This is a genomic window from Tatumella saanichensis, assembly GCF_000439375.1.
Classification (GTDB): domain Bacteria; phylum Pseudomonadota; class Gammaproteobacteria; order Enterobacterales; family Enterobacteriaceae; genus Tatumella; species Tatumella saanichensis.
In genome coordinates, this window is the sequence record NZ_ATMI01000006.1 from 13,444 (window position 1) to 31,456 (window position 18,013).

Annotated in this window: 19 protein-coding genes; 6 read left to right on the forward strand and 13 right to left on the reverse strand. The window is 51.1% G+C overall.

What is annotated here, in order from left to right:
• Nucleotides 1–109: 109 nt before the first annotated feature.
• Both dut and coaBC read right to left on the reverse strand, forming a co-directional pair.
• A complete protein-coding gene (gene dut / locus DW47_RS0103915; RefSeq protein WP_029685039.1) occupies nucleotides 110–568 on the reverse strand; it encodes a dUTP diphosphatase in 459 nt (152 codons plus the stop codon).
• On the reverse strand, nucleotides 546–1,766 hold the full coding sequence (gene coaBC, locus DW47_RS0103920) for a bifunctional phosphopantothenoylcysteine decarboxylase/phosphopantothenate--cysteine ligase CoaBC (protein WP_029685040.1): 1,221 nt from the start codon (nucleotides 1,764–1,766) through the stop codon (nucleotides 546–548). Before coaBC ends, dut begins: the two co-directional genes overlap by 23 nt.
• Nucleotides 1,767–2,004: 238 nt before the next feature.
• Here coaBC and radC point away from each other — a divergent pair, with 238 nt between their 5' ends.
• The 4 genes from radC (at nucleotide 2,005) to mutM (ending at nucleotide 4,218) form a co-directional block, all read left to right on the forward strand.
• A complete protein-coding gene (gene radC / locus DW47_RS0103925) occupies nucleotides 2,005–2,658 on the forward strand; it encodes a RadC family protein (RefSeq protein ID WP_029685041.1) in 654 nt (217 codons plus the stop codon).
• Between the two features lie 258 nt (nucleotides 2,659–2,916).
• Nucleotides 2,917–3,153 (forward strand): 50S ribosomal protein L28, encoded by a 237-nt coding sequence (gene rpmB / locus DW47_RS0103930; protein ID WP_025902420.1) that lies wholly within the window; start codon nucleotides 2,917–2,919, stop codon nucleotides 3,151–3,153.
• 11 nt (nucleotides 3,154–3,164) lie between these two features.
• Nucleotides 3,165–3,332 carry a 50S ribosomal protein L33 gene (gene rpmG / locus DW47_RS0103935; protein WP_002436700.1) on the forward strand — a complete coding sequence of 56 codons (168 nt, stop codon included), beginning with the start codon at nucleotides 3,165–3,167 and terminating at the stop codon, nucleotides 3,330–3,332.
• Nucleotides 3,333–3,408: 76 nt separating this feature from the next.
• Entirely contained in the window at nucleotides 3,409–4,218 is an 810-nt protein-coding gene (mutM, locus tag DW47_RS0103940; RefSeq protein WP_029685044.1) for a bifunctional DNA-formamidopyrimidine glycosylase/DNA-(apurinic or apyrimidinic site) lyase, read from the forward strand.
• Nucleotides 4,219–4,230: 12 nt separating this feature from the next.
• On the opposite strand, the gene coaD is transcribed toward mutM, so the two are convergent.
• The 5 genes from coaD to rfaQ all read right to left on the reverse strand — a co-directional run bounded on the left by coaD (nucleotide 4,231) and on the right by rfaQ (nucleotide 9,068).
• Nucleotides 4,231–4,716 carry a pantetheine-phosphate adenylyltransferase gene (coaD, locus tag DW47_RS0103945; RefSeq protein ID WP_029685045.1) on the reverse strand — a complete coding sequence of 162 codons (486 nt, stop codon included), beginning with the start codon at nucleotides 4,714–4,716 and terminating at the stop codon, nucleotides 4,231–4,233.
• Nucleotides 4,713–5,495, reverse strand: a complete 783-nt coding sequence (locus DW47_RS0103950; RefSeq protein ID WP_029685046.1) for a glycosyltransferase family 2 protein — start codon at nucleotides 5,493–5,495, stop codon at nucleotides 4,713–4,715. The genes coaD and DW47_RS0103950 overlap by 4 nt, the downstream gene beginning before the upstream one ends.
• Complete coding sequence (gene waaA, locus DW47_RS0103955) at nucleotides 5,495–6,772, reverse strand: lipid IV(A) 3-deoxy-D-manno-octulosonic acid transferase (protein ID WP_029685047.1); 1,278 nt, start codon at nucleotides 6,770–6,772, stop codon at nucleotides 5,495–5,497. The genes DW47_RS0103950 and waaA overlap by 1 nt, the downstream gene beginning before the upstream one ends.
• A 98-nt stretch (nucleotides 6,773–6,870) precedes the next feature.
• On the reverse strand, nucleotides 6,871–7,998 hold the full coding sequence (locus tag DW47_RS0103960) for a glycosyltransferase family 4 protein (protein ID WP_029685048.1): 1,128 nt from the start codon (nucleotides 7,996–7,998) through the stop codon (nucleotides 6,871–6,873).
• Nucleotides 7,995–9,068 (reverse strand): putative lipopolysaccharide heptosyltransferase III, encoded by a 1,074-nt coding sequence (gene rfaQ, locus DW47_RS0103965; RefSeq protein WP_029685049.1) that lies wholly within the window; start codon nucleotides 9,066–9,068, stop codon nucleotides 7,995–7,997. Before rfaQ ends, DW47_RS0103960 begins: the two co-directional genes overlap by 4 nt.
• Before the next feature lie 431 nt (nucleotides 9,069–9,499).
• Here rfaQ and DW47_RS0103970 point away from each other — a divergent pair, with 431 nt between their 5' ends.
• The gene (locus tag DW47_RS0103970; RefSeq protein WP_038027136.1) at nucleotides 9,500–10,639 is read left to right on the forward strand and encodes a glycosyltransferase family 9 protein; all 1,140 of its coding nucleotides are present in this window, start codon (nucleotides 9,500–9,502) and stop codon (nucleotides 10,637–10,639) included.
• Here DW47_RS0103970 and DW47_RS0103975 read toward each other — a convergent pair.
• Nucleotides 10,622–11,707, reverse strand: a complete 1,086-nt coding sequence (locus tag DW47_RS0103975; RefSeq protein ID WP_029685051.1) for a glycosyltransferase — start codon at nucleotides 11,705–11,707, stop codon at nucleotides 10,622–10,624. The genes DW47_RS0103970 and DW47_RS0103975 overlap by 18 nt on opposite strands.
• Before the next feature lie 162 nt (nucleotides 11,708–11,869).
• Between DW47_RS0103975 and DW47_RS0103980 the strand changes: the two genes are divergently transcribed.
• Nucleotides 11,870–12,841, forward strand: coding sequence for a polysaccharide deacetylase family protein (locus DW47_RS0103980; protein WP_029685053.1), 972 nt, complete (start codon nucleotides 11,870–11,872; stop codon nucleotides 12,839–12,841).
• Here the strand turns inward: DW47_RS0103980 and DW47_RS0103985 are convergent.
• The 5 genes from DW47_RS0103985 to rfaD all read right to left on the reverse strand — a co-directional run bounded on the left by DW47_RS0103985 (nucleotide 12,838) and on the right by rfaD (nucleotide 17,881).
• Nucleotides 12,838–14,028, reverse strand: a complete 1,191-nt coding sequence (locus tag DW47_RS0103985) for an O-antigen ligase family protein (protein WP_051150824.1) — start codon at nucleotides 14,026–14,028, stop codon at nucleotides 12,838–12,840. The two genes, DW47_RS0103980 and DW47_RS0103985, sit on opposite strands and share 4 nt — an antisense overlap.
• Nucleotides 14,006–14,698, reverse strand: coding sequence for a sugar glycosyltransferase (locus DW47_RS0103990; protein WP_152473132.1), 693 nt, complete (start codon nucleotides 14,696–14,698; stop codon nucleotides 14,006–14,008). Before DW47_RS0103990 ends, DW47_RS0103985 begins: the two co-directional genes overlap by 23 nt.
• 220 nt (nucleotides 14,699–14,918) lie before the next feature.
• Nucleotides 14,919–15,887, reverse strand: coding sequence for a lipopolysaccharide heptosyltransferase RfaC (gene rfaC / locus DW47_RS0103995; protein WP_029685057.1), 969 nt, complete (start codon nucleotides 15,885–15,887; stop codon nucleotides 14,919–14,921).
• The gene (gene rfaF, locus DW47_RS0104000) at nucleotides 15,888–16,934 is read right to left on the reverse strand and encodes an ADP-heptose--LPS heptosyltransferase RfaF (protein WP_029685058.1); all 1,047 of its coding nucleotides are present in this window, start codon (nucleotides 16,932–16,934) and stop codon (nucleotides 15,888–15,890) included.
• Nucleotides 16,935–16,954: 20 nt separating this feature from the next.
• A complete protein-coding gene (gene rfaD, locus DW47_RS0104005; protein WP_029685059.1) occupies nucleotides 16,955–17,881 on the reverse strand; it encodes an ADP-glyceromanno-heptose 6-epimerase in 927 nt (308 codons plus the stop codon).
• Nucleotides 17,882–18,013: the final 132 nt, after the last annotated feature.

Consider the following 18,013-nt stretch of genomic DNA (forward strand, 5'->3'; position numbering starts at 1 on the left):
AGGGGGTATCAGCGTGGCAGTCACTGACTATGAAGCACAAACGTTCCGGTGCAGTTGTTAGAACGACATACACCGGAAGATGGAAGGTACAGAATCTGATGCTGATTAATTACTGGCGGCCGGAATGGCCAAAACCGCCTTCACCACGTTCACTGTCGTCGAATGCGTCGACTAGGTTGAATTCTGCTTGAATGACCGGAACAAAGACCAGTTGAGCAATACGGTCCCCAGGCTGGATAGTAAAATCCTGGGATGAGCGGTTCCAGACCGAGACCATCAGTTGTCCCTGATAGTCTGAATCAATCAGACCAACTAAGTTGCCGAGCACAATACCGTGCTTATGACCCAGACCTGAACGCGGTAAAATCACCGCCGCGAGTTGCGGGTCGGCTACATGGATAGCCAGCCCGGTAGGCAGAAGGGTTGTTTCCCCGGCAGCCACAGTGAGTCCGGCGTCAATACAGGCACGTAAATCAAGACCAGCCGAGCCTGGTGTGGCGTATGTCGGCAAGGGGAACTCTTTGCCGACACGCGGGTCGAGGATTTTAATGTCGATTTTTTTCATCATAAAGGCGGACTATCTCGTCTAATAATTGCTGGCCAAGGAGCTGTTTAGTGCTGAGGGGTAGCACTTTGTCTCCCTCCTGCCAGAAAAGGTGAAGCGCATTGTTATCACTGTTGAAGCCTTGTTCAGCCAGTGACACATCGTTAGCGCAAATTAAATCCAGCTGTTTTCGTCTTCTTTTCTGCTGGGCGTATTCTTCCACATTACGGGTTTCTGCTGCAAATCCGACCACGTAAGGGCGGTCCTGCGTTAAGGCTGCCACCCCTGCAACAATGTCCGGATTTTTAATTAGTTGCAGGGTTATTTCATTATCTTCATTACCCGTTTTTTTTATTTTATCGGCAGCAATAGTGGCTGCCCGGTAGTCGGCAACTGCGGCACTACCAATAAAAATGTCCTGCTGAGTGATATGTTCCATTACCGCAGACTGCATATCAACGGCCGTTATGACGTCGATACGCTTGACCCCCTGCGGAGTGGGCAAGCTGACCGGACCAGCGATCAGTGTGACACAGGCACCGCGGCGTGCGGCGGCCTCTGCAATAGCAAAGCCCATTTTCCCAGAACTATGGTTACTGATATAGCGCACTGGATCCAACGGCTCTCGGGTTGGCCCGGCAGTGAGCATAATCTTCAAGTGCTGCAGGTCATGTATCGTGCCGGTGTGCTTGACAGCTAGCGCGACGATGTCAGAAGGATCCAGCATTCTACCAGGACCTATATCACCACAGGCCTGACTACCACTGTCCGGACCCCAAATGGTCATACCCTGCGCCTGTAGACGCTGTAAGTTTTCCTGTGTAGCCGCCGCCCGGTACATTTGTTGGTTCATGGCTGGCACAATAGCGATTGGGGCGGGTGTTGCCAGACAGGCCGTTGTGACTAAGTCATTGGCCATCCCGTGGCTTATCCGCGCAATAATATCAGCGGTGGCCGGGGCAATAATAACGAGATCTGCCCATTTGGCTAGCTCAATATGGCCCATGGCAGCTTCAGCTGAGGGATCAAGCAGATGATGGAACACGGGATAACCACTGACGGCTTGCAGACTGAGTGGGGTGATAAACTCTTTGGCTGCATCGGTCATCATAACTCGCACTTCGGCACCGCGATCCTGCAGGCGGCGTACCAGTTCGGGCGTTTTATACGCCGCGATACCCCCGCTGACTCCCAGAAGGATCTTTTTACCCTCTAATTCCATCATTGTCGCCTCACTTATCAATCCGTAACCGGAGCCTCAGCCCGCCGCCATGTATTTTATCACAATCCCCGACCTGCGCGGTTACTGTCCCAGCATTCGTGTCCCCGCTCGGTTTTGCTGTGCACAACTGCGCTGAATTAACTTAAGGGTGAGATCTGTGTAACACCCGGGTGAGTTGTGGCTTTCGGGGTGCCGCGGCAGGGAGGATACTGTGTTTCTGTGAGAGGAGGAGAAAAATATGCAGATGCGCCCTCGAGAAAAATTACACCGTCATAGTGCTGAGTCACTGACGGACACTGAGCTACTGTCATTGTTTCTGCGTACTGGGGTGAACGGTACGAGTGTGATGGCACTTTCCGAGTCACTGCTGAAACAGTCTGGCTCCCTGTACCGGCTGATGTCCACGCCTAAAGAGGAGCTGCTGGCGATCCGCGGTATTGGAATGTCAAAGATGACTCAGCTTGTGGCGGTGACGGAACTGGCACGCCGAGTATTTTTGGCACAGTTTACCGCCGGGGCACCTTTAGAAAGCCCGCAGTCAACACGGCATTTTCTTGCGAGTCAGTTGGCCCATGAAGAACGTGAGATCTTTATGGTCATCTTTCTTGATAATCAGCACCGAGTATTATCAGTGAAGCGAATGTTTACCGGTTCACTGAACTCTGTTGAAGTCCATCCGCGAGAAATTCTGCGCGAAGCGTTAAAAATTAATGCGGCCGCCTTGATTGTTGCGCATAATCACCCCTCCGGTATGGCTGAGCCAGGTGAGGCGGATAAAGCAGTGACTCGTCGTATTGATAACGCCTGTCAGCTGATGAATATCCGCCTTTTAGACCATATGGTAGTCGGTAAAGGAAGGTTTACCTCATTTGCTGAACAGGGGCTGATGTAGTATGAAAAGCGCGCATTCAGCCGCGCTTTCTGACGAAAATTAGCAGTTTTTCGCCGATCCAAAGAGATCTTTATCTGTTCGGGACTTGAGCGTTTGCCCCGCAGAGCGTATACTACGCCACCTTTGAGAATCTCGGGTTTGGCGTTTAGGCCTGCTCAGCGGGTTCACATTGAACTCGCCTGGATGGGTTAAAAGCCTGACGAGGCGGCCAGAACCTAAGTACAAAGCTCGAGCTGATTTGATTTTTGGAGATATGACATGTCACGAGTCTGCCAAGTAACTGGCAAGCGCCCGGTGAGCGGAAACAACCGTTCCCACGCACTGAACGCGACGAAACGCCGTTTCCTGCCTAACCTGCACTCACACCGTTTCTGGGTTGAGAGCGAAAAGCGTTTTGTTACCCTGCGTGTATCTGCTAAAGGTATGCGTATTATTGATAAAAAGGGCATTGATTCTGTATTAGCAGATATCCGTACCCGCGGTGAGAAGTACTAAGGAACTAAATCATGGCTAAAGGTATTCGTGAGAAGATCAAGCTGGTTTCTTCTGCTGGTACAGGTCACTTCTATACCACTACGAAGAACAAGCGTACTAAACCGGAAAAACTGGAACTGAAAAAGTTCGATCCAGTTGTCCGTCAGCACGTTGTCTACAAAGAAGCTAAAATTAAGTAATTTTGGTATTCTGAAAAAACCCGGCTCCGGCCGGGTTTTTTGTTTTTATGCCCTGACAATTTTCAGAGGAACAGTGATGCCTGAGTTACCGGAAGTTGAAACCAGTCGCCGTGGGATAGAACCTTACCTGAAAGGTGCCACTGTACTGCATGCGGTGGTCCGTAATTCCAGGCTTCGCTGGCCGGTCTCTGCGGAAATCCTTGCCCTTAGCGATCAACCGATCCTCAGTGTTCGTCGTCGAGCCAAATATATCCTGCTGGAATTACCGACGGGTTGGATCATTATTCATCTTGGCATGTCTGGCAGCCTGCGGATCCTGCCGGAAGAGTTGCCTGCGGAGAAACATGACCACGTTGACCTGGTTATGAGTAACGGTAAGGTGTTGCGTTACACCGATCCGCGGCGATTTGGTGCCTGGTTATGGACACAGGACCCACTCACCAGCAGTGTACTCTCCCATCTGGGGCCGGAACCGCTAAGTGATGATTTTACCCCGCAATGGTTGCAACAGAAGTCGCAGCGCAAGAGTATTGCCATTAAACAATGGTTAATGGATAACACGCTGGTGGTTGGGGTCGGTAATATTTACGCCAGTGAGTCGCTGTTTGCCGCAGGGATATCGCCTGATAGACCGGCGAACCAGCTCAGTGATCAGGACGCCTCTACTTTGGTCAGTTGTATCAAAAAGGTTCTACAGCGCTCGATTGACCAAGGTGGAACCACGCTGCGGGATTTCCTGCAGAGTGATGGCAAACCGGGCTATTTTGCTCAGGAATTACAGGTTTATGGACGAGCAGGTGAACCCTGTCGCCAGTGCGGTAGCTTGATCCTTTCTGGCCGTCACGGACAGCGTAGCACTTACTGGTGCCCGCACTGCCAGAAATAACCGGTCGGCCGGTTAGGCCATCAGTTTCGCCTTAAGGGCGCTGAGAATTTCCGGGGTGACAAAACCGGAAACATCGCCGCCATGGCGTGCCACCTCTTTGACCAACGAGGAGGAGACAAAAGCGTAGGCTTCGGCGGGGATCATAAACACGCTCTCTAATCCCGGCAGCAGATGGCTGTTCATCTGCGCCAATTGGCGTTCATAATCAAAATCAGAAACGGAACGGACACCACGGATAAGTACGTTTGCCTGCTGCTGTTCTGCAAACCCCGCCATCAATTCACTGAATCCAACCACTTCAACATTGGGTAACTGCGCGGTAGCCTGTTTTGCGAGATGAACCCGTTGTTCAAGAGTAAACATCGGCTGCTTACTGCTATTTTGAGCGACCGCTAGAATGACGTGGTTAAATAGCCGAGAAGCCCGAGTGACAATATCCAGATGTCCCAGCGTCAGGGGATCAAAGGTTCCCGGATAGATGGCGCGGGTCGTGGTCATGATGAAGACTCCCCTGGTTTGGTCGCATTGAGTGCCCATAGTAGGGCATATTTATTGAAGGTGTACTGTGCGTTGACCTGAGCGAGGACCCAGCCCTGGCGACCATCAAGAAAGCCAGCCCGCAGGATGGCCGTTTTTAACCAAGCACCGACCGTATGGCTATAAATAGAGAATAACCCACAACGCCGCCCTTGCTCAAAACGTTGCTGTGCCCAAGCGTGGGCATAAGACAGTTGTTTCTGTTGAAAATGATGTAAGTCGCGACAGGTGAGGTGTTGTAAATCGCCGGCCAGTTTTATCACTTCAGCGCCGGGATGTTCCAGAGATTCATGTACCCTATGAGAATTGTAGGTAAAACGAGCCGGGTAGAGGCGTGTTACACGATCTGGATACCAGCCACTGTGCCGCATAAAACGCCCGAGAAACCAATTACTGCGGGCAATGCTGTACACACAGTTATTATTTATCGGTTTTGATAGCAGTGTTTCTATGGCGTGACGCAGTGCCGGGGTAACCCTTTCATCAGCATCGATCATCAGGATCAGATCGCCACTGGCGTAGTGTTGAGCACGCTGACGCTGTGGCCCGAATCCTGGCCATTCATCGTTCTGATAAACCTTGGCTCCGGCATGGCGGGCAATTTCGCAGGTCGCATCGTCACTGCCAGCATCCAGTACCACAATTTCATCGGCCCATAGCACTGATGCCAGGCAGTCCGGCAGCAGTTCCGCTTCGTTTTTGGTGATCATAACCACCGACAGGCGCTGGCGTGTTGTCATTAGTGTGTCCGTGGCGGCAGATAAGGTTCAAGTAGCTCCAGTAACCGCTGTAATGCGCCCTGGTTGCGGCGTAACACTTCTACGGCGTTATGGCCGTAGTAGCGGCGGTAGTCCTCATCGTTCAACAGTGAGGCCACCTCTTCAGCCAGAGATTGACTATCACTGACTGATAGCAGCCCTTGTGCTTCTATCAGTTTGCCGCAGATATCTTTGAAATTCCACGTGTGTGGGCCCATGAGTACCGGCAGAGCATGGGCAGCGGCTTCCAGTGGATTATGGCCGCCACGCTCTACCAAGCTACCGCCGACAAAGGCCAGATCAGCAATACCGTATAACAGCATCAGCTCGCCCATCGTATCGCCGATCACGACCTGGGTATCTGCTGTGGGAATATTACCGCTACTGCGGGTCAGATAACGGAGTCCAGCTTTACGGGTCAGAGCTTCAGCTTCGGCAAACCGCTCCGGGTGACGGGGCACGAGGATCAATAACAGGTCTGGGAACTGCTGTAGCAAGTGCTGATGGCTGTCGAGAATAATGGCTTCTTCGCCTTCATGTGTACTGGTGGCTATCCATACTGGACGGTGCGGTGCCCACTGGCGGCGCAGTGTCACCGCTTTGGCTGCCAGCTCAGGGGTCACCGAAATATCAAACTTTAGCGAGCCAGTGACGGCTAAATGGTTGCGTTTCAATCCAAGGGCCACAAAACGTTCACCATCCTCAGTATGTTGAGCTGCCATTAGCGTTACCGATTGCAGTAAGCGCTGCATAAAGCGCCCCAGTTTCTGATAACCACGGAAGGAACGTTCAGACAGACGGGCATTTGCAATCACCAGCGGAATATTGCGTTTATGCAGGATATCGATAAGCCCCGGCCAGAGTTCGGTTTCCATGATCACCATCAGGCGTGGACGGGTCGTATCCAGAAAACGGTGGGTAGCACCGGGTAAATCATAAGGCAGATAAACGTGGTCAACATCACCACCGAACGCAGATTTGGCCCGCTCAGAGCCGGTGGGGGTCATGGTGGTGACGGTAATCGGTAATGACGGATAGCGCTGACGCAAAGCCCGGACTAGCGGGACCGCGGCGAGCGTTTCACCGACCGATACTGAATGTAAGACAATCCCCTCTGGTCTGACCTTGCCTTTACAGAATCCATAGCGTTCCGCCCAGCGCCGACGATAGGCGGGTGCTTTGCGGCTGCGTAGCAGTAATTTCACCCAGATAAAGGGTTGAATCAGGTAGAGAAGTGTCTGGTATATACGTAACAACATCATGATGAATATCTGCCTGGAAGTGAACCGGCATAGTAGCATAGATGCGGTAAAATGGGCATGTAGGGCAGGATACCCCGGGCCATCAGGCCCGGATATCAAGCGACGATCTGCTCATACAGACGGAACAGTTGCTGTGACAGATTATCAGGCGTATAGGGCAGGACAGTTTCCCGCGCTTGATATCCCATTTCGGACCCAAGTGCCTGCTGAGGCAATTGTTTTATCGCCTGGGTCATGGCCGCAATGTCCAATGCGTCGGTGACAAACCCATTACGACCTTCGATGATAAATTCAGCGCCACCACAGTGAGTACTGGTGACCACCGGCAATCCACAGGCCATGGCTTCAAGTATAACGTTAGGGAACGGGTCATAGAGCGTTGGCAGCAGCAGACCATCTGCCAGTTGATAGAAATCCAAGGTCTGTGGTTGCATCCCGGCAAAGTGGACCCGATCCTGACAGCCGGCATCGTTGGCTAACTGGCGGTAGTGCTGTTCCATTTTATCTTTACCCACCACCAGTAGGTGGCTGGTGGTCGCGGCGATAGCTTGGATAGCGGATTTCAGGCCTTTGCGTTCAAAACCTGATCCGACAAAAACTAAGCACTGCGCATCCTGAGGGATGCCATGCTGCTGACGCAACTGCAGGCGCCGCTCAGCTTCAGGCGGGCAGAACTTACTGGCATCAATGGCATTGTAGATAACATGAATTTTTTCTGCGGGGACGGCAAAGTCTTCGATAATTTCCTGTTTAATCATCTCTGCATTGCAAATCACCGCCTTTAACGTTGGAGAGGTGTACATCTCCCGCTCAGCTTGCATCACATAACGATGATAACGGTCGGTCATTAAACGACGTTGTTTACCCGGCGGCACAATACGGCTGCGCTGCAGCAGCCAGCGACGGTGGACCCCATCGCCGGCGCGGTAAATATCACAACCGGGAATACGTTCGTGACTCTGGACGATATCAAATCCCTGCTGCATCCATAACTTACGAGCGGCCTTTGCAAACCCCCGTTCACGGCTAATACGTCCCCATTTGAAAGGGTCACACAGGTGAATTTTCCAGTCCGGATGCGCATCGCCCTGCCATTGGCGAGTGATGACATTCAGTTCCATTTCCTTGTGATTTAACGCTTCCAGCGCTCTGGAAATAAAACGCTCCGCGCCACCGTCGGGGCGGTATTTCTGACGGACGATGGCCAGACGTATTTTTTTCATTTCAGCAACCTTTGTACCGAGGAGAGCACTGCTTCCACTGGAATACGTTGCAGATAGCGCTCTGAAGTGTTGGTATCAATAGAATCGGGGTCTGGGAGTGGTCCAAAATCCCCGGCCCAGATCACCTCACCCTGACCTTCCCAAGGGTGCCAGAACGTCAGTTTCGACGGGCCAAATAGGGCGACATAAGGCGTATTGAGGGCAGCAGCCATATGCATTGGGACCGAATCGACACCAATAAATAAATCAGCTTTATCGATTAACGCGGCAAGCTGAGGGAGTGTCATTTCTCCTGCCAAGGAAATGATGGTTTCACCCTGACTCAGAGAGCGAATACGACTGACCATCGCTTTTTCGGCCTTGTCCGGCCCAGAGGTCAGTACAATAGAATAACCGGCGGTGGTCAGCGCGGTGATAAGCTCCGCCATTTTCTCTTCAGGCCAGCATTTGAAAAACCAGCGTGACGACGGGTGTATCACAATATAGTGGCCGCGCACACACCCTTCGTCCAAGCGCTGACGGATACATTGTGCGTCTGACGGCAGATAATGCATCGCTGCGCGGGTGCTGATTTTCGGCAGCGCCAGCGGAGCCAGTATTGAGAGGTTTTGCTCTACGGTATGAAGGGCATTGTGATCAGTGACGGGTACTAACTGAGAATGACAGAATTTCCACGCGACGCTTTGGCGTTTCGGAAAATCAAAACCTAGCCTGACAGGGGCACCGGTAAATCGGGTCAGTAATGCACTTCGCCACTGATCAGCAAGATTAATGACCAGATCATAGCGTTGTGCTCTGAGTGTGCGCAGTAGATGCCATTCATGACCGATATGTCGCCAAGGGCCGAGTTTCTTCCACGCTCGGTCAATGCAATAACACTGATTAACCAATGGGTGATTAATCAGCATTGGTTCAGTTTCTTTATACTGCAGTACATCGATATGAGCATCGGGATAATTGTCATGGAGCGTGCTAATGACCGGAGTCATCAGGAGCATATCCCCATGATGCCGCAGCTTTATGATCAGTATTCGTTGTGGGGTAGCCTCTGAGGGCGGCCTATGACTCATATCCGTCGCTTATCATCAATGAACTAACGTGTATAGGCTATCTTACTGATAGCCATGAAATAATCGCTGTGAGTTACGACACGCAACGCGCGGAGAAGTTCGCCTCAGCCAGGCGCGGGGTATCCCGTTTACTTTCCCTACCTTAAGCGGTATGTCTTTATTCTTGGACACTTTACCAAATAAATCCTAGAGGTGGGGGATATCCGCTAAAGAATCCTTGTTCTGTCGCGGGTGATTTGTGGGTAGACAAATATCCGGACCTGCCACATTTAAATGGTATGATTTGGCCTATAGTCTGAACCGGAAGTCAGCGCGACTGTCACAGGTATTACCTTGTATTAGATGAGTCATTACAGGACTTCTGACGTGCTCAGTCAATGTATCGATTTTTTAACCGTACTGTTTATTAGTTTAAAGGTCGCTCACTACCAATGAGAGAACATAAAAAGAATAAGATGAAGCTGGCTGACCTATGGTTACGTCTGTTTCACCGTCAGGTCGCTGCGACGGCAGAGAAAAAACAAAAACTTGCCGACAAAACATTTAGCAGTATTCTGGTGTATTCCACCACCGCGCTGGGGGACTATATGTTCAATACCCCGGCGTTACGTGCTATTCGTCAGCGCTATCCACAGGCGAAGATTGTGCTGGTGGCTCATCCTAAATATGAACAACTGCTGACCCGTCGTGATTTCTATGACGATGTCATCTTCTGGAACAATAAATACGGTACTCTGTCGGCTTTTGTCCGTGAGGCGAAAACCTTTTCGCCGGAACTTGCGGTAATGCTGCACTCTCACATTCCCTATGACATCCTCAGCGCCGGTATGATTGGCTGTCGCTATCTGGTTCGGGATAATTACGGAAAAGATATTGATAGTTTATCCCGCTGGCTGGTGTATGGCGTGGATGCCTATCAGGGGCATATTATAGGTCGTAAAATGCAACTGGCGGGGGCTCTGGGCTGTGATACCCATAATAGCGATATGGTGGTGCCCTGTGACTATACGCCATTACCAAAACCTGTTGGGGTATTCCGAGTTGGCTTCCAGCTCGGGGCATCCACTCCGATCCGTTGCTGGCCTCCTGCCTATTTTGCTGAGCTGGCTGAGAAGATTATCACCCGCTTCCCTGGTAGTGAGATCGTGCTGATCGGCTCGCCGCAAGAGAGTGAACTGGCCCGTCAGGTGGCTGAACATGCGACACCGGAGGTCAATGCGGCGATCACCAGTTATGTAGGGAAAACGACACTGCCACAGCTACTGGGCGTGATTTCGTCGATGGATATTCTGGTGACCGGTGATACCGGGCCACTGCATTTGGCGATTGCCTTGAAAACGTCCACGCTGAGCATGTTTGTCACTGAGCTGCCTGAGAGCAGCGGCCCTTATCAAGATCAGGATCGCCACTGCTGCCTCTATTTACCTTTTGATGACCCACGGGTCACCGACAAACAGGTTCCCTTGAAGGCTATTCAGGTCGATGAAGTCTTCGGTTTACTGACAGAACTTAAAACACGACTGTCTGACAAGGTCTCCCTAAGCGAGGGTGAGTTAGGCCGGGATCAGTGACAGATATTGACCACAGATGACCTCCAGCCGATAGGATTGCAATGAGGCTGGGTCAATCGTCACTGGGTGCTGGTCGATGGTGACCATGGCTCGGGCCAGTGACTCCGGCGTCAGATCCGCAAGACCGGCCGCGAAAGCGCCGGTCATAATCTCCGCCGGTCCGCCTGGACAGCGAGTACTGACAATCTGAGTGCCGCAAATTAGCGCCTCCACCAATACATTACCAAAGCCTTCGCTGTCAGAGCTGAGGATCAGCTGGCGGGCATGTTTGATCCAGCGGTAAGGATTAGGGTCAAACCCCTGAAAAATTACCCGGTCAGCGATGTTGAGTTCCTTAGCCAAGGTCTGCAGTTTGTGCCGTGCCGATTCGCTGCCTTCCCCAAGTAGGATTAACGGTACTGTTAGGCCACTCAGTGCATACGCCCGCAGTAGACGATCATGGCGCTTAACCGCATGGAACCGACCCACATGCAGCAGATAACTTTTTGTGGCCAACGGTACGTTCTCAAAGGCCGCAGCAGTGATCGCGTTAAAATCAAAGGGGTTATAAATCACTTTCTGTTGTGCAGGCCGTACAGCAAACTGTTGGCAGAGATCTTCTGTGACAAAGTGGGAGACGCCGGTAATATTTTTCCCTTGGTAGACACGCTGGATCTTGCGTCGTTTTAGCCAGCGTGACAGGCCGGTACGGTGGCCGAGATAGGAGGCTGACATGACCCCGTGTAAACAGAACCATACTTTCTGGTGCGGAATAACACGACTACGACTGACAATGCGGTCCGTTTTATGCAGGTTGGAAAGCACTAAATCGACGGTGCCACGCTCGTCTTGCAGAGTAGAAAATGCACGGTCAAGTTGATGGGCACGACGAGTAAGTTCAGTCAGTTTACGGAGTGCACCGTGGGCGTTGTCCGCGACCACTCGGTAGTCTAGGCCGTCCGGTAGAGGATAATTGCAGACATCTCGTAGAGACAGTAATGAGACCTTGTGGCCCTGTTGTAAAAAACCTTGCGCCAAGGTGAGTACGACTTTTTCGGCTCCGCCACCAGGCAGACCATCAATAATCATTGTGATATGATGTTTTAACACTTTCTACTATCCTTCTGGTAAGCGCGCAGGTTAAGTAATCCGGATAACGTCCTAGTCCGTTCGGTGATCAGACCCACCGGTATTCCTGTGAAGTCAGGGAAAGTACCAGAAAAACCGCCAGGTAAACATCAGAGATCATTCATGACCAGACCTGCTTTTCTTATCACCATTGATACTGAAGGTGATAACCTTTGGCAAAATCACCGAGTAATTACCACGGAAAATACCCGTTTCTTGTCCCGTTTTCAGCAGCTCTGCGAAAAGTATCAGTGCAAACCTACCTGGCTGACCAATTATGAAATGGCGACTGATCCCGCCTATGTTGAGTTTGCTGCAGATGTCATTGCCAGAAACCAAGGTGAAGTGGGCATGCACTTGCATGCTTGGAACAGTCCGCCAGAGCATCCGCTGACCGATGATGATTGGAAATGGCAGCCCTACCTAATTGAATACCCAGATGATGTGCTGAAAGCCAAAGTTCGCTATATGACCGAACTGCTGGAAGACTCTTTTCAGGTGCCGATGAAAAGTCACCGCGCCGGTCGCTGGGCCTTCGATGAGCGTTATGCCGCAATATTAAGCGAATTAGGCTATTGTGTTGACTGCTCGGTGACGCCGCGGGTGAACTGGCAGTTTACCCGTGGAGCGCCTCAGGGCAAGGGCGGTACCGATTACAGCCGTTTTCCTCAGGAAGCCTACTTTATGGATCCTGCTGATATTTCGTCCCCCGGCTCAGGGAGGTTGCTGCAAGTGCCAATGAGTACCGTTTATAAGCATGCTCCGCTAGTCAGACGCATGAAACAGGGCGTTGACCGTCTGCGCGGCAAACAACGTTCACCGGCGGTTTACTGGTTGCGTCCTTCTCGGGATAATCTCAGCGCTATGAAGCGGGTAGTGGGGCAGAACCTAGCGGCCGGCAGCGATTATGTGGAGTTTATGCTGCATTCGTCAGAGTTTATGCCAGGCGGAAGCCCGACGTTTAAAACAGCCGCAGATATTGAAACGCTGTATGAAAACCTTGAGCAGCTGTTTGCTTGGCTGCAACCACAGACTCAAGGTATGACATTGTTTGAGTATTACCAGACCAAGACGGCCTCACTGCAGGGGAATTAATCCCCTGTTACTTTAGCTCCGCCCTTCAGAGTGGCGGGGCTTCTCGACAGTGCGTAACCAATCGGGAACCAAAACAGATACCATTCCGGTGCAGGGTTACTGATTACAAACATCCCCTCGGTTAGATAAAACAACATACTGAAAATAACCAGTACCGCCCCGCAATCAACGCGCTGATTATGGTATTTGAATGCAGTACGCAGGGTATAACCCAGTAAGATCAACAATAGTATGCCGCCGATGACTCCTCCCTTAAGTAGGGTGCCGAAATAGAGACTATGGGTGGTTGAGATGTGCTCACCAGAATAGTTGATAAACGCCAGTTCATAATCAAATCCATTTCCGAGCAGCCAGTGCTGAGAGATAAGCTCTGCAGTATGTCGCCAGATACTGAAGCGCAAAAACGACTGAGTGTAGGCATCTTCGACACGTAACCGCAGCAAGGCTCCCAGTTCTGTAGTTTCGATAAATACAGCAGAAATCACCACGATGATCAGGGCAATACTGATATTTTTACGGGTTAGGCGCGGAAAGCCTTTGCACAATAGCCAAGAGATTGCGAGTGCCAGTACCGGGCCACGACTTTGTGTTAATAGGATAAAAAACGACAGAATAGCCATACAGGGCAGTATCAGTTTGTTCCGCGTCTCCAGAAAGAGCGTAATCGCCAAGATTAGCCCGATACTGGCCAGTCCAGCAAGGTCGATAACGTTCTGTGCGGTCGGGTTAGCGACCGTCACTGGACCCCGATTGAGGATGACATGGAAGTTGCTGATCAGTAGATAGCTAAATACCAGCGTGAACCCGGCCACAATCAGTGCCATCACCTGCTGTCTGGCTCCGCTACTCAGCAGTAAGGCAGTCATAGTGATATAAAACAGTAGATATAGACTGTGGTTGAATGTCGATGCAAGATGCCCATTGTAGTTTGGCCAGAGGTTAGTGGCTGTGAAATAGAGCATAAAAACCCCAGCACAGAGTAATCCTCTCACCAAGGTTTTATCGATAATGATCCGTTGTACGAGGGCTTTATCGGTGAATAAGCGGAAAATAATAAACAGTATTGCGAGGTGTAGTAGATTATTGGTTCTAGTAGAGCCATTGAAAATAGTATTAAAGAATAAAAAAACAGCAAAAACAAAGCTATAAGGCAATACGCTAGCTTTATCTCTCAGAAAAGAATTCATTACAGCTTTCCTTTTTAAACACTGTATCAGGCACGGCGCTGTCAGGTGAGAAATTAATAACTTCGGTATGAATGGCTTTCAGCACTTGACTGGCCAGCCTCAGCGAGGGAAGAATTTTGCTGTCTAGACAATCATCCAGCGTCGTCGGTAACCTGTTATGCTGATTTTCATAAAAACGAGGCTGATTGAAATTATTCAGATCCAAGCCGAGTATGAAAATACGCGTAAACCCGCAGAAATTTAAGATCTGTAAGGCCCAGTAGACGACAGTACCCGCATCGGCAATGCCTAACCGAATATCTGTTACGAAAGCAACATGCTTAGCGTCTTTACTGAAGCTAACACCTGGCAATGATAAGGTATCATGCAGTATCTCCAAGGGCCGTGCGGCGCGGAAAACCTGGCTACTGATGTCTTCTATTGGGACCAGAATGCAGCGGATGGCTGCTACACCAAAGGTCTCGACCATTTTCATTATGCCCTGAACGGTGGTAAAAAAATGAATATCAGGGCAGCCGATAATTTCTTCGATGACTTCGGGCTTATTTTTGAAGAAGCTCATATCCACAACGATATAAAACCGGAAAGCGACTTTGTTTTTGAGATCCCAACTGCCATTCACCCCCATTGCCGGTATTTCCGGTAAGCGTTCAAAATCAATGCTGCGCACCGAAGGACCGGAAGCGGCTAGCAGTACGTCCCCTTGGTAGCGGCCAGCAAGCTCCGATAACGGGCATACCGGTATTGGCTGGCGCTTATAACTGACAGCATTTATCTCACCGCTATCGGCACGAGTGATGGTGATCCAAGGCCACAGTGTCTCATTGTGGCGAAATGAACGGAGGTGGGTATACCGGTAGATCTGTTTGTAGAATGAGCGCATCAGAACGTTATCCTATCAGCGGCAACAGGGCGTGTTGCACAGCATCCACGCTGATATTGCCCATGCTATTGCCGGATCCTGGGCGCAGTGCTATTTGGTGGTCACCATAACCGCCGATTAGCCCTGGGTCCGTCGGCCCGTATAGGGTGATATTGGGCCGGTCCAGCGCGGCAGCCAGATGGCTGAGTCCGGTATCCACCGAGATAATCGCTTTGGCTCCTGCCAATTCGGTGGCGACTTCCGCCAAGGGAAGTTTGGGTAATACTGTCACTTTATCGTAGCCTTTCGCCAAGCGAAGTGCCCGTTGATACTCATGCTCTGCCCCCCAGGGTAGCTTAACCCCGTATCCAGCTGCGGTGACACGGGCGATCAGTTCCCGCCAGTGATCTTCTGGCCAATGTTTATTATCCCGGGTGGTGGCATGCAGAAAAATCAAATATTGACCTGCATCCGCCGGTAGATGATGGGTAAAGTGGTTAGCGATGGCATAATCACCGCGAGTTTCCGGACGTGTATAGCCGAGGCTTTTGGCAAATAACTCACGGGTTCTTTCCACCGCATGCTGCTGACGGGGGATCGCATGGCGTTTGTCATACCACCAGCAGGAGAAAGGTTCTCTGGCACTGTTTTTATCTGCACCGTGTTTCTCACCACGGGCCAGACGAGTGACTAGGGCAGCACTTTTGATCAGTCCTTGGGCATCAATAATGGCATCATACTGCTTTTCGCGTAGTTGCTGTCTGAAGCGGAAGCGTTCTTCACGCTGCGCGATACCGAACCAGTGCTTACGCCAGCGTCTAATCGCGACTGGTAATACACGGTCTACCGCAGGATGCCAGCTGGGAATTTGGCTGAAATTCTCTTCAACCACCCAATCAAAGCGGACACCGGGGATGGCCTGCATAGCATCGGTGAGTGCCGGAAGTGTATGGATAACATCGCCCATCGACGATGTTTTTACAATCAGGACCTGCATCTATTCTCCTGTCGGGCCAAGTAATAACGTCAGCTCATCCATAACACGTGCAGGAGTAATATCAATCAGACTCTGATGATAGCCGAGGTCAGTCTCACCTTTTCGGATTTTATGGTATCCGGTGATCAGGCGAATAATGCGCGCTGTATCCGATAGCGGCGGGGTAAAGTCGGGACTGCTGGGGCCATAGAGTGCCACTAACGGCCGTTGCAAGGCAGCAGCAACGTGCATCAATCCTGAATCATTGCTGACTATCGCTGCGCAACCGGCAATCAGAATCACTGCTTGGTCAAGGTTAGTTTTTCCTGCCAGGTTGTGGCAGAAAGCCTGATCCGCCTCGTCCAAGCTGTTCAATATATCTTCGCCGGCTTCATGGTCTTTCTCAGAACCGAACAAGACAACCCGGTAACCGCGGTTAATGAGCTGCTGTGCTAGGGTCGCATAATGATAGTGTGGCCAGCGTTTCGCAGGACCGAATTCTGCGCCGGGACAGAACCCGACGATTGGCCGATCTCCCGGTAGGGAAAACAGTCCCGTGGTCTCAGAGATTTCCTGCAGGGTCACGGTGAGAGCTGGTCGCAACAGCGGCTGTGGAAGATCGGCCGCTTTACTGATAGTGCCCGCATCATACGCCAAGGCGACATAGCGCTCGACCATCAGCGGAAAGGCGGCTTTATCCAGTACCCGTGCATCGTTGAGTACGCCATAACGCATTTCACCACGCCAACCGGTACGCCGTGCGATACCGGCGAAGAATGGCACCAGGGCAGATTTAAATGAGTTAGGTAATACATAGGCACGGTCATAATGACTGTCACGCAGTGATCGGCCAATCCGGCGACGTTCTCCGAGGGCTAGTGATCCGTGGCCAAGGGGCATCGCCAGTGCCTCGTTAACTTCTGGCATCCGAGACAGCAACGGACGGCACCATGCCGGCGCCATCACATCAATTATCGCCTGTGGATACTGCGCTTTAAGGGTACGATACAGACTCTGAGACATCATCATATCGCCTACCCAAGATGGGCCGATCACCAGTATTTTCATTGCCGTCAGGTCTCTTGTGATTACTTGTTCAGCCAAGTCATATAATCAGCTACGCCTTCGGCAACGGTTTTAAACGGTTTATCGTAACCGGTTGCACGCAGGTTGGTCAGGTCTGCTCGAGTATATTCCTGGTAGCGGCCTTTTAGTTTTTCAGGGAACGGGATGTATTCGACTTCACCTTTACCGTGGTAGGCCAGCACCGCATCCGCCACTTCTTGGAAAGATTCGGCACGACCGGTACCACAGTTGTAGATCCCGGAGATGGCATTTTCCCAGCACCACAGATTTACGGCGGCAACATCTTCTACATAGATAAAGTCACGTTGGAAGTTTTCACTACCGGCAAACAGTTTTGGGTTTTCACCTTGGGTGATCTGCGTATTCAGATGGAAGGCCACGCTGGCCATACTGCCTTTGTGGCCTTCACGCGGACCATAGACATTAAAGTAGCGGAAACCACATACCGGTGACTCAGCTTCTGGCAGGATGCTGCGCACGTAATGATCGAACAGCATCTTCGAGTAGCCGTAGACATTAAGTGGCGATTCAAACTCACGCTTTTCAATAAAGTTATCGTTACGTCCACCATAGGTCGCTGCTGAGGAGGCGTACAGGAACGGGATCTGACGATCCAGGCAATAATGCAGCAGTTCTTTGGAATACTGATAGTTATTATCCATCATGTACTTGCCATCCCACTCAGTAGTGGAGGAGCAGGCACCCTGATGGAAAATCGCCTCAATCGGTCCCAGATCATCTCCAGCCATCAGGCTGACCAGGAACTCTTCTTTATCCATGTAGTCACTGATATCCAGATCAGTCAGATTGGCGAATTTGGTACCATCTTTCAGGTTATCCACCACCAGAATGTCAGTGTGACCGCGATCATTTAGCGCTTTAACAATATTGCTGCCGATCATGCCGGCGCCACCAGTAACGATAATCATGCGTGTACCTTTCAATGAGGACGGTTGTCCGTGAAATGGGTTTATAGGCACCAATGATACCATTTCATGCAGGGTAAAGGCAGAGGCAGTCATACTGGGAAAAGGATTGGTGAGGGGTGTCACAAATGCAGC

Coding starts and splice junctions, on each gene's coding strand:
- dut (WP_029685039.1), bottom strand. CDS start 568: ATGATGAAAAAAATCGACATTAAAATCCTCGACCCGCGTGTCGGCAAA.
- coaBC (WP_029685040.1), bottom strand. CDS start 1,766: ATGGAATTAGAGGGTAAAAAGATCCTTCTGGGAGTCAGCGGGGGTATC.
- radC (WP_029685041.1), top strand. CDS start 2,005: ATGCAGATGCGCCCTCGAGAAAAATTACACCGTCATAGTGCTGAGTCA.
- rpmB (WP_025902420.1), top strand. CDS start 2,917: ATGTCACGAGTCTGCCAAGTAACTGGCAAGCGCCCGGTGAGCGGAAAC.
- rpmG (WP_002436700.1), top strand. CDS start 3,165: ATGGCTAAAGGTATTCGTGAGAAGATCAAGCTGGTTTCTTCTGCTGGT.
- mutM (WP_029685044.1), top strand. CDS start 3,409: ATGCCTGAGTTACCGGAAGTTGAAACCAGTCGCCGTGGGATAGAACCT.
- coaD (WP_029685045.1), bottom strand. CDS start 4,716: ATGACCACGACCCGCGCCATCTATCCGGGAACCTTTGATCCCCTGACG.
- DW47_RS0103950 (WP_029685046.1), bottom strand. CDS start 5,495: ATGACAACACGCCAGCGCCTGTCGGTGGTTATGATCACCAAAAACGAA.
- waaA (WP_029685047.1), bottom strand. CDS start 6,772: ATGTTGTTACGTATATACCAGACACTTCTCTACCTGATTCAACCCTTT.
- DW47_RS0103960 (WP_029685048.1), bottom strand. CDS start 7,998: ATGAAAAAAATACGTCTGGCCATCGTCCGTCAGAAATACCGCCCCGAC.
- rfaQ (WP_029685049.1), bottom strand. CDS start 9,068: ATGAGTCATAGGCCGCCCTCAGAGGCTACCCCACAACGAATACTGATC.
- DW47_RS0103970 (WP_038027136.1), top strand. CDS start 9,500: ATGAGAGAACATAAAAAGAATAAGATGAAGCTGGCTGACCTATGGTTA.
- DW47_RS0103975 (WP_029685051.1), bottom strand. CDS start 11,707: ATGATTATTGATGGTCTGCCTGGTGGCGGAGCCGAAAAAGTCGTACTC.
- DW47_RS0103980 (WP_029685053.1), top strand. CDS start 11,870: ATGACCAGACCTGCTTTTCTTATCACCATTGATACTGAAGGTGATAAC.
- DW47_RS0103985 (WP_051150824.1), bottom strand. CDS start 14,028: ATGAATTCTTTTCTGAGAGATAAAGCTAGCGTATTGCCTTATAGCTTT.
- rfaC (WP_029685057.1), bottom strand. CDS start 15,887: ATGCAGGTCCTGATTGTAAAAACATCGTCGATGGGCGATGTTATCCAT.
- rfaF (WP_029685058.1), bottom strand. CDS start 16,934: ATGAAAATACTGGTGATCGGCCCATCTTGGGTAGGCGATATGATGATG.
- rfaD (WP_029685059.1), bottom strand. CDS start 17,881: ATGATTATCGTTACTGGTGGCGCCGGCATGATCGGCAGCAATATTGTT.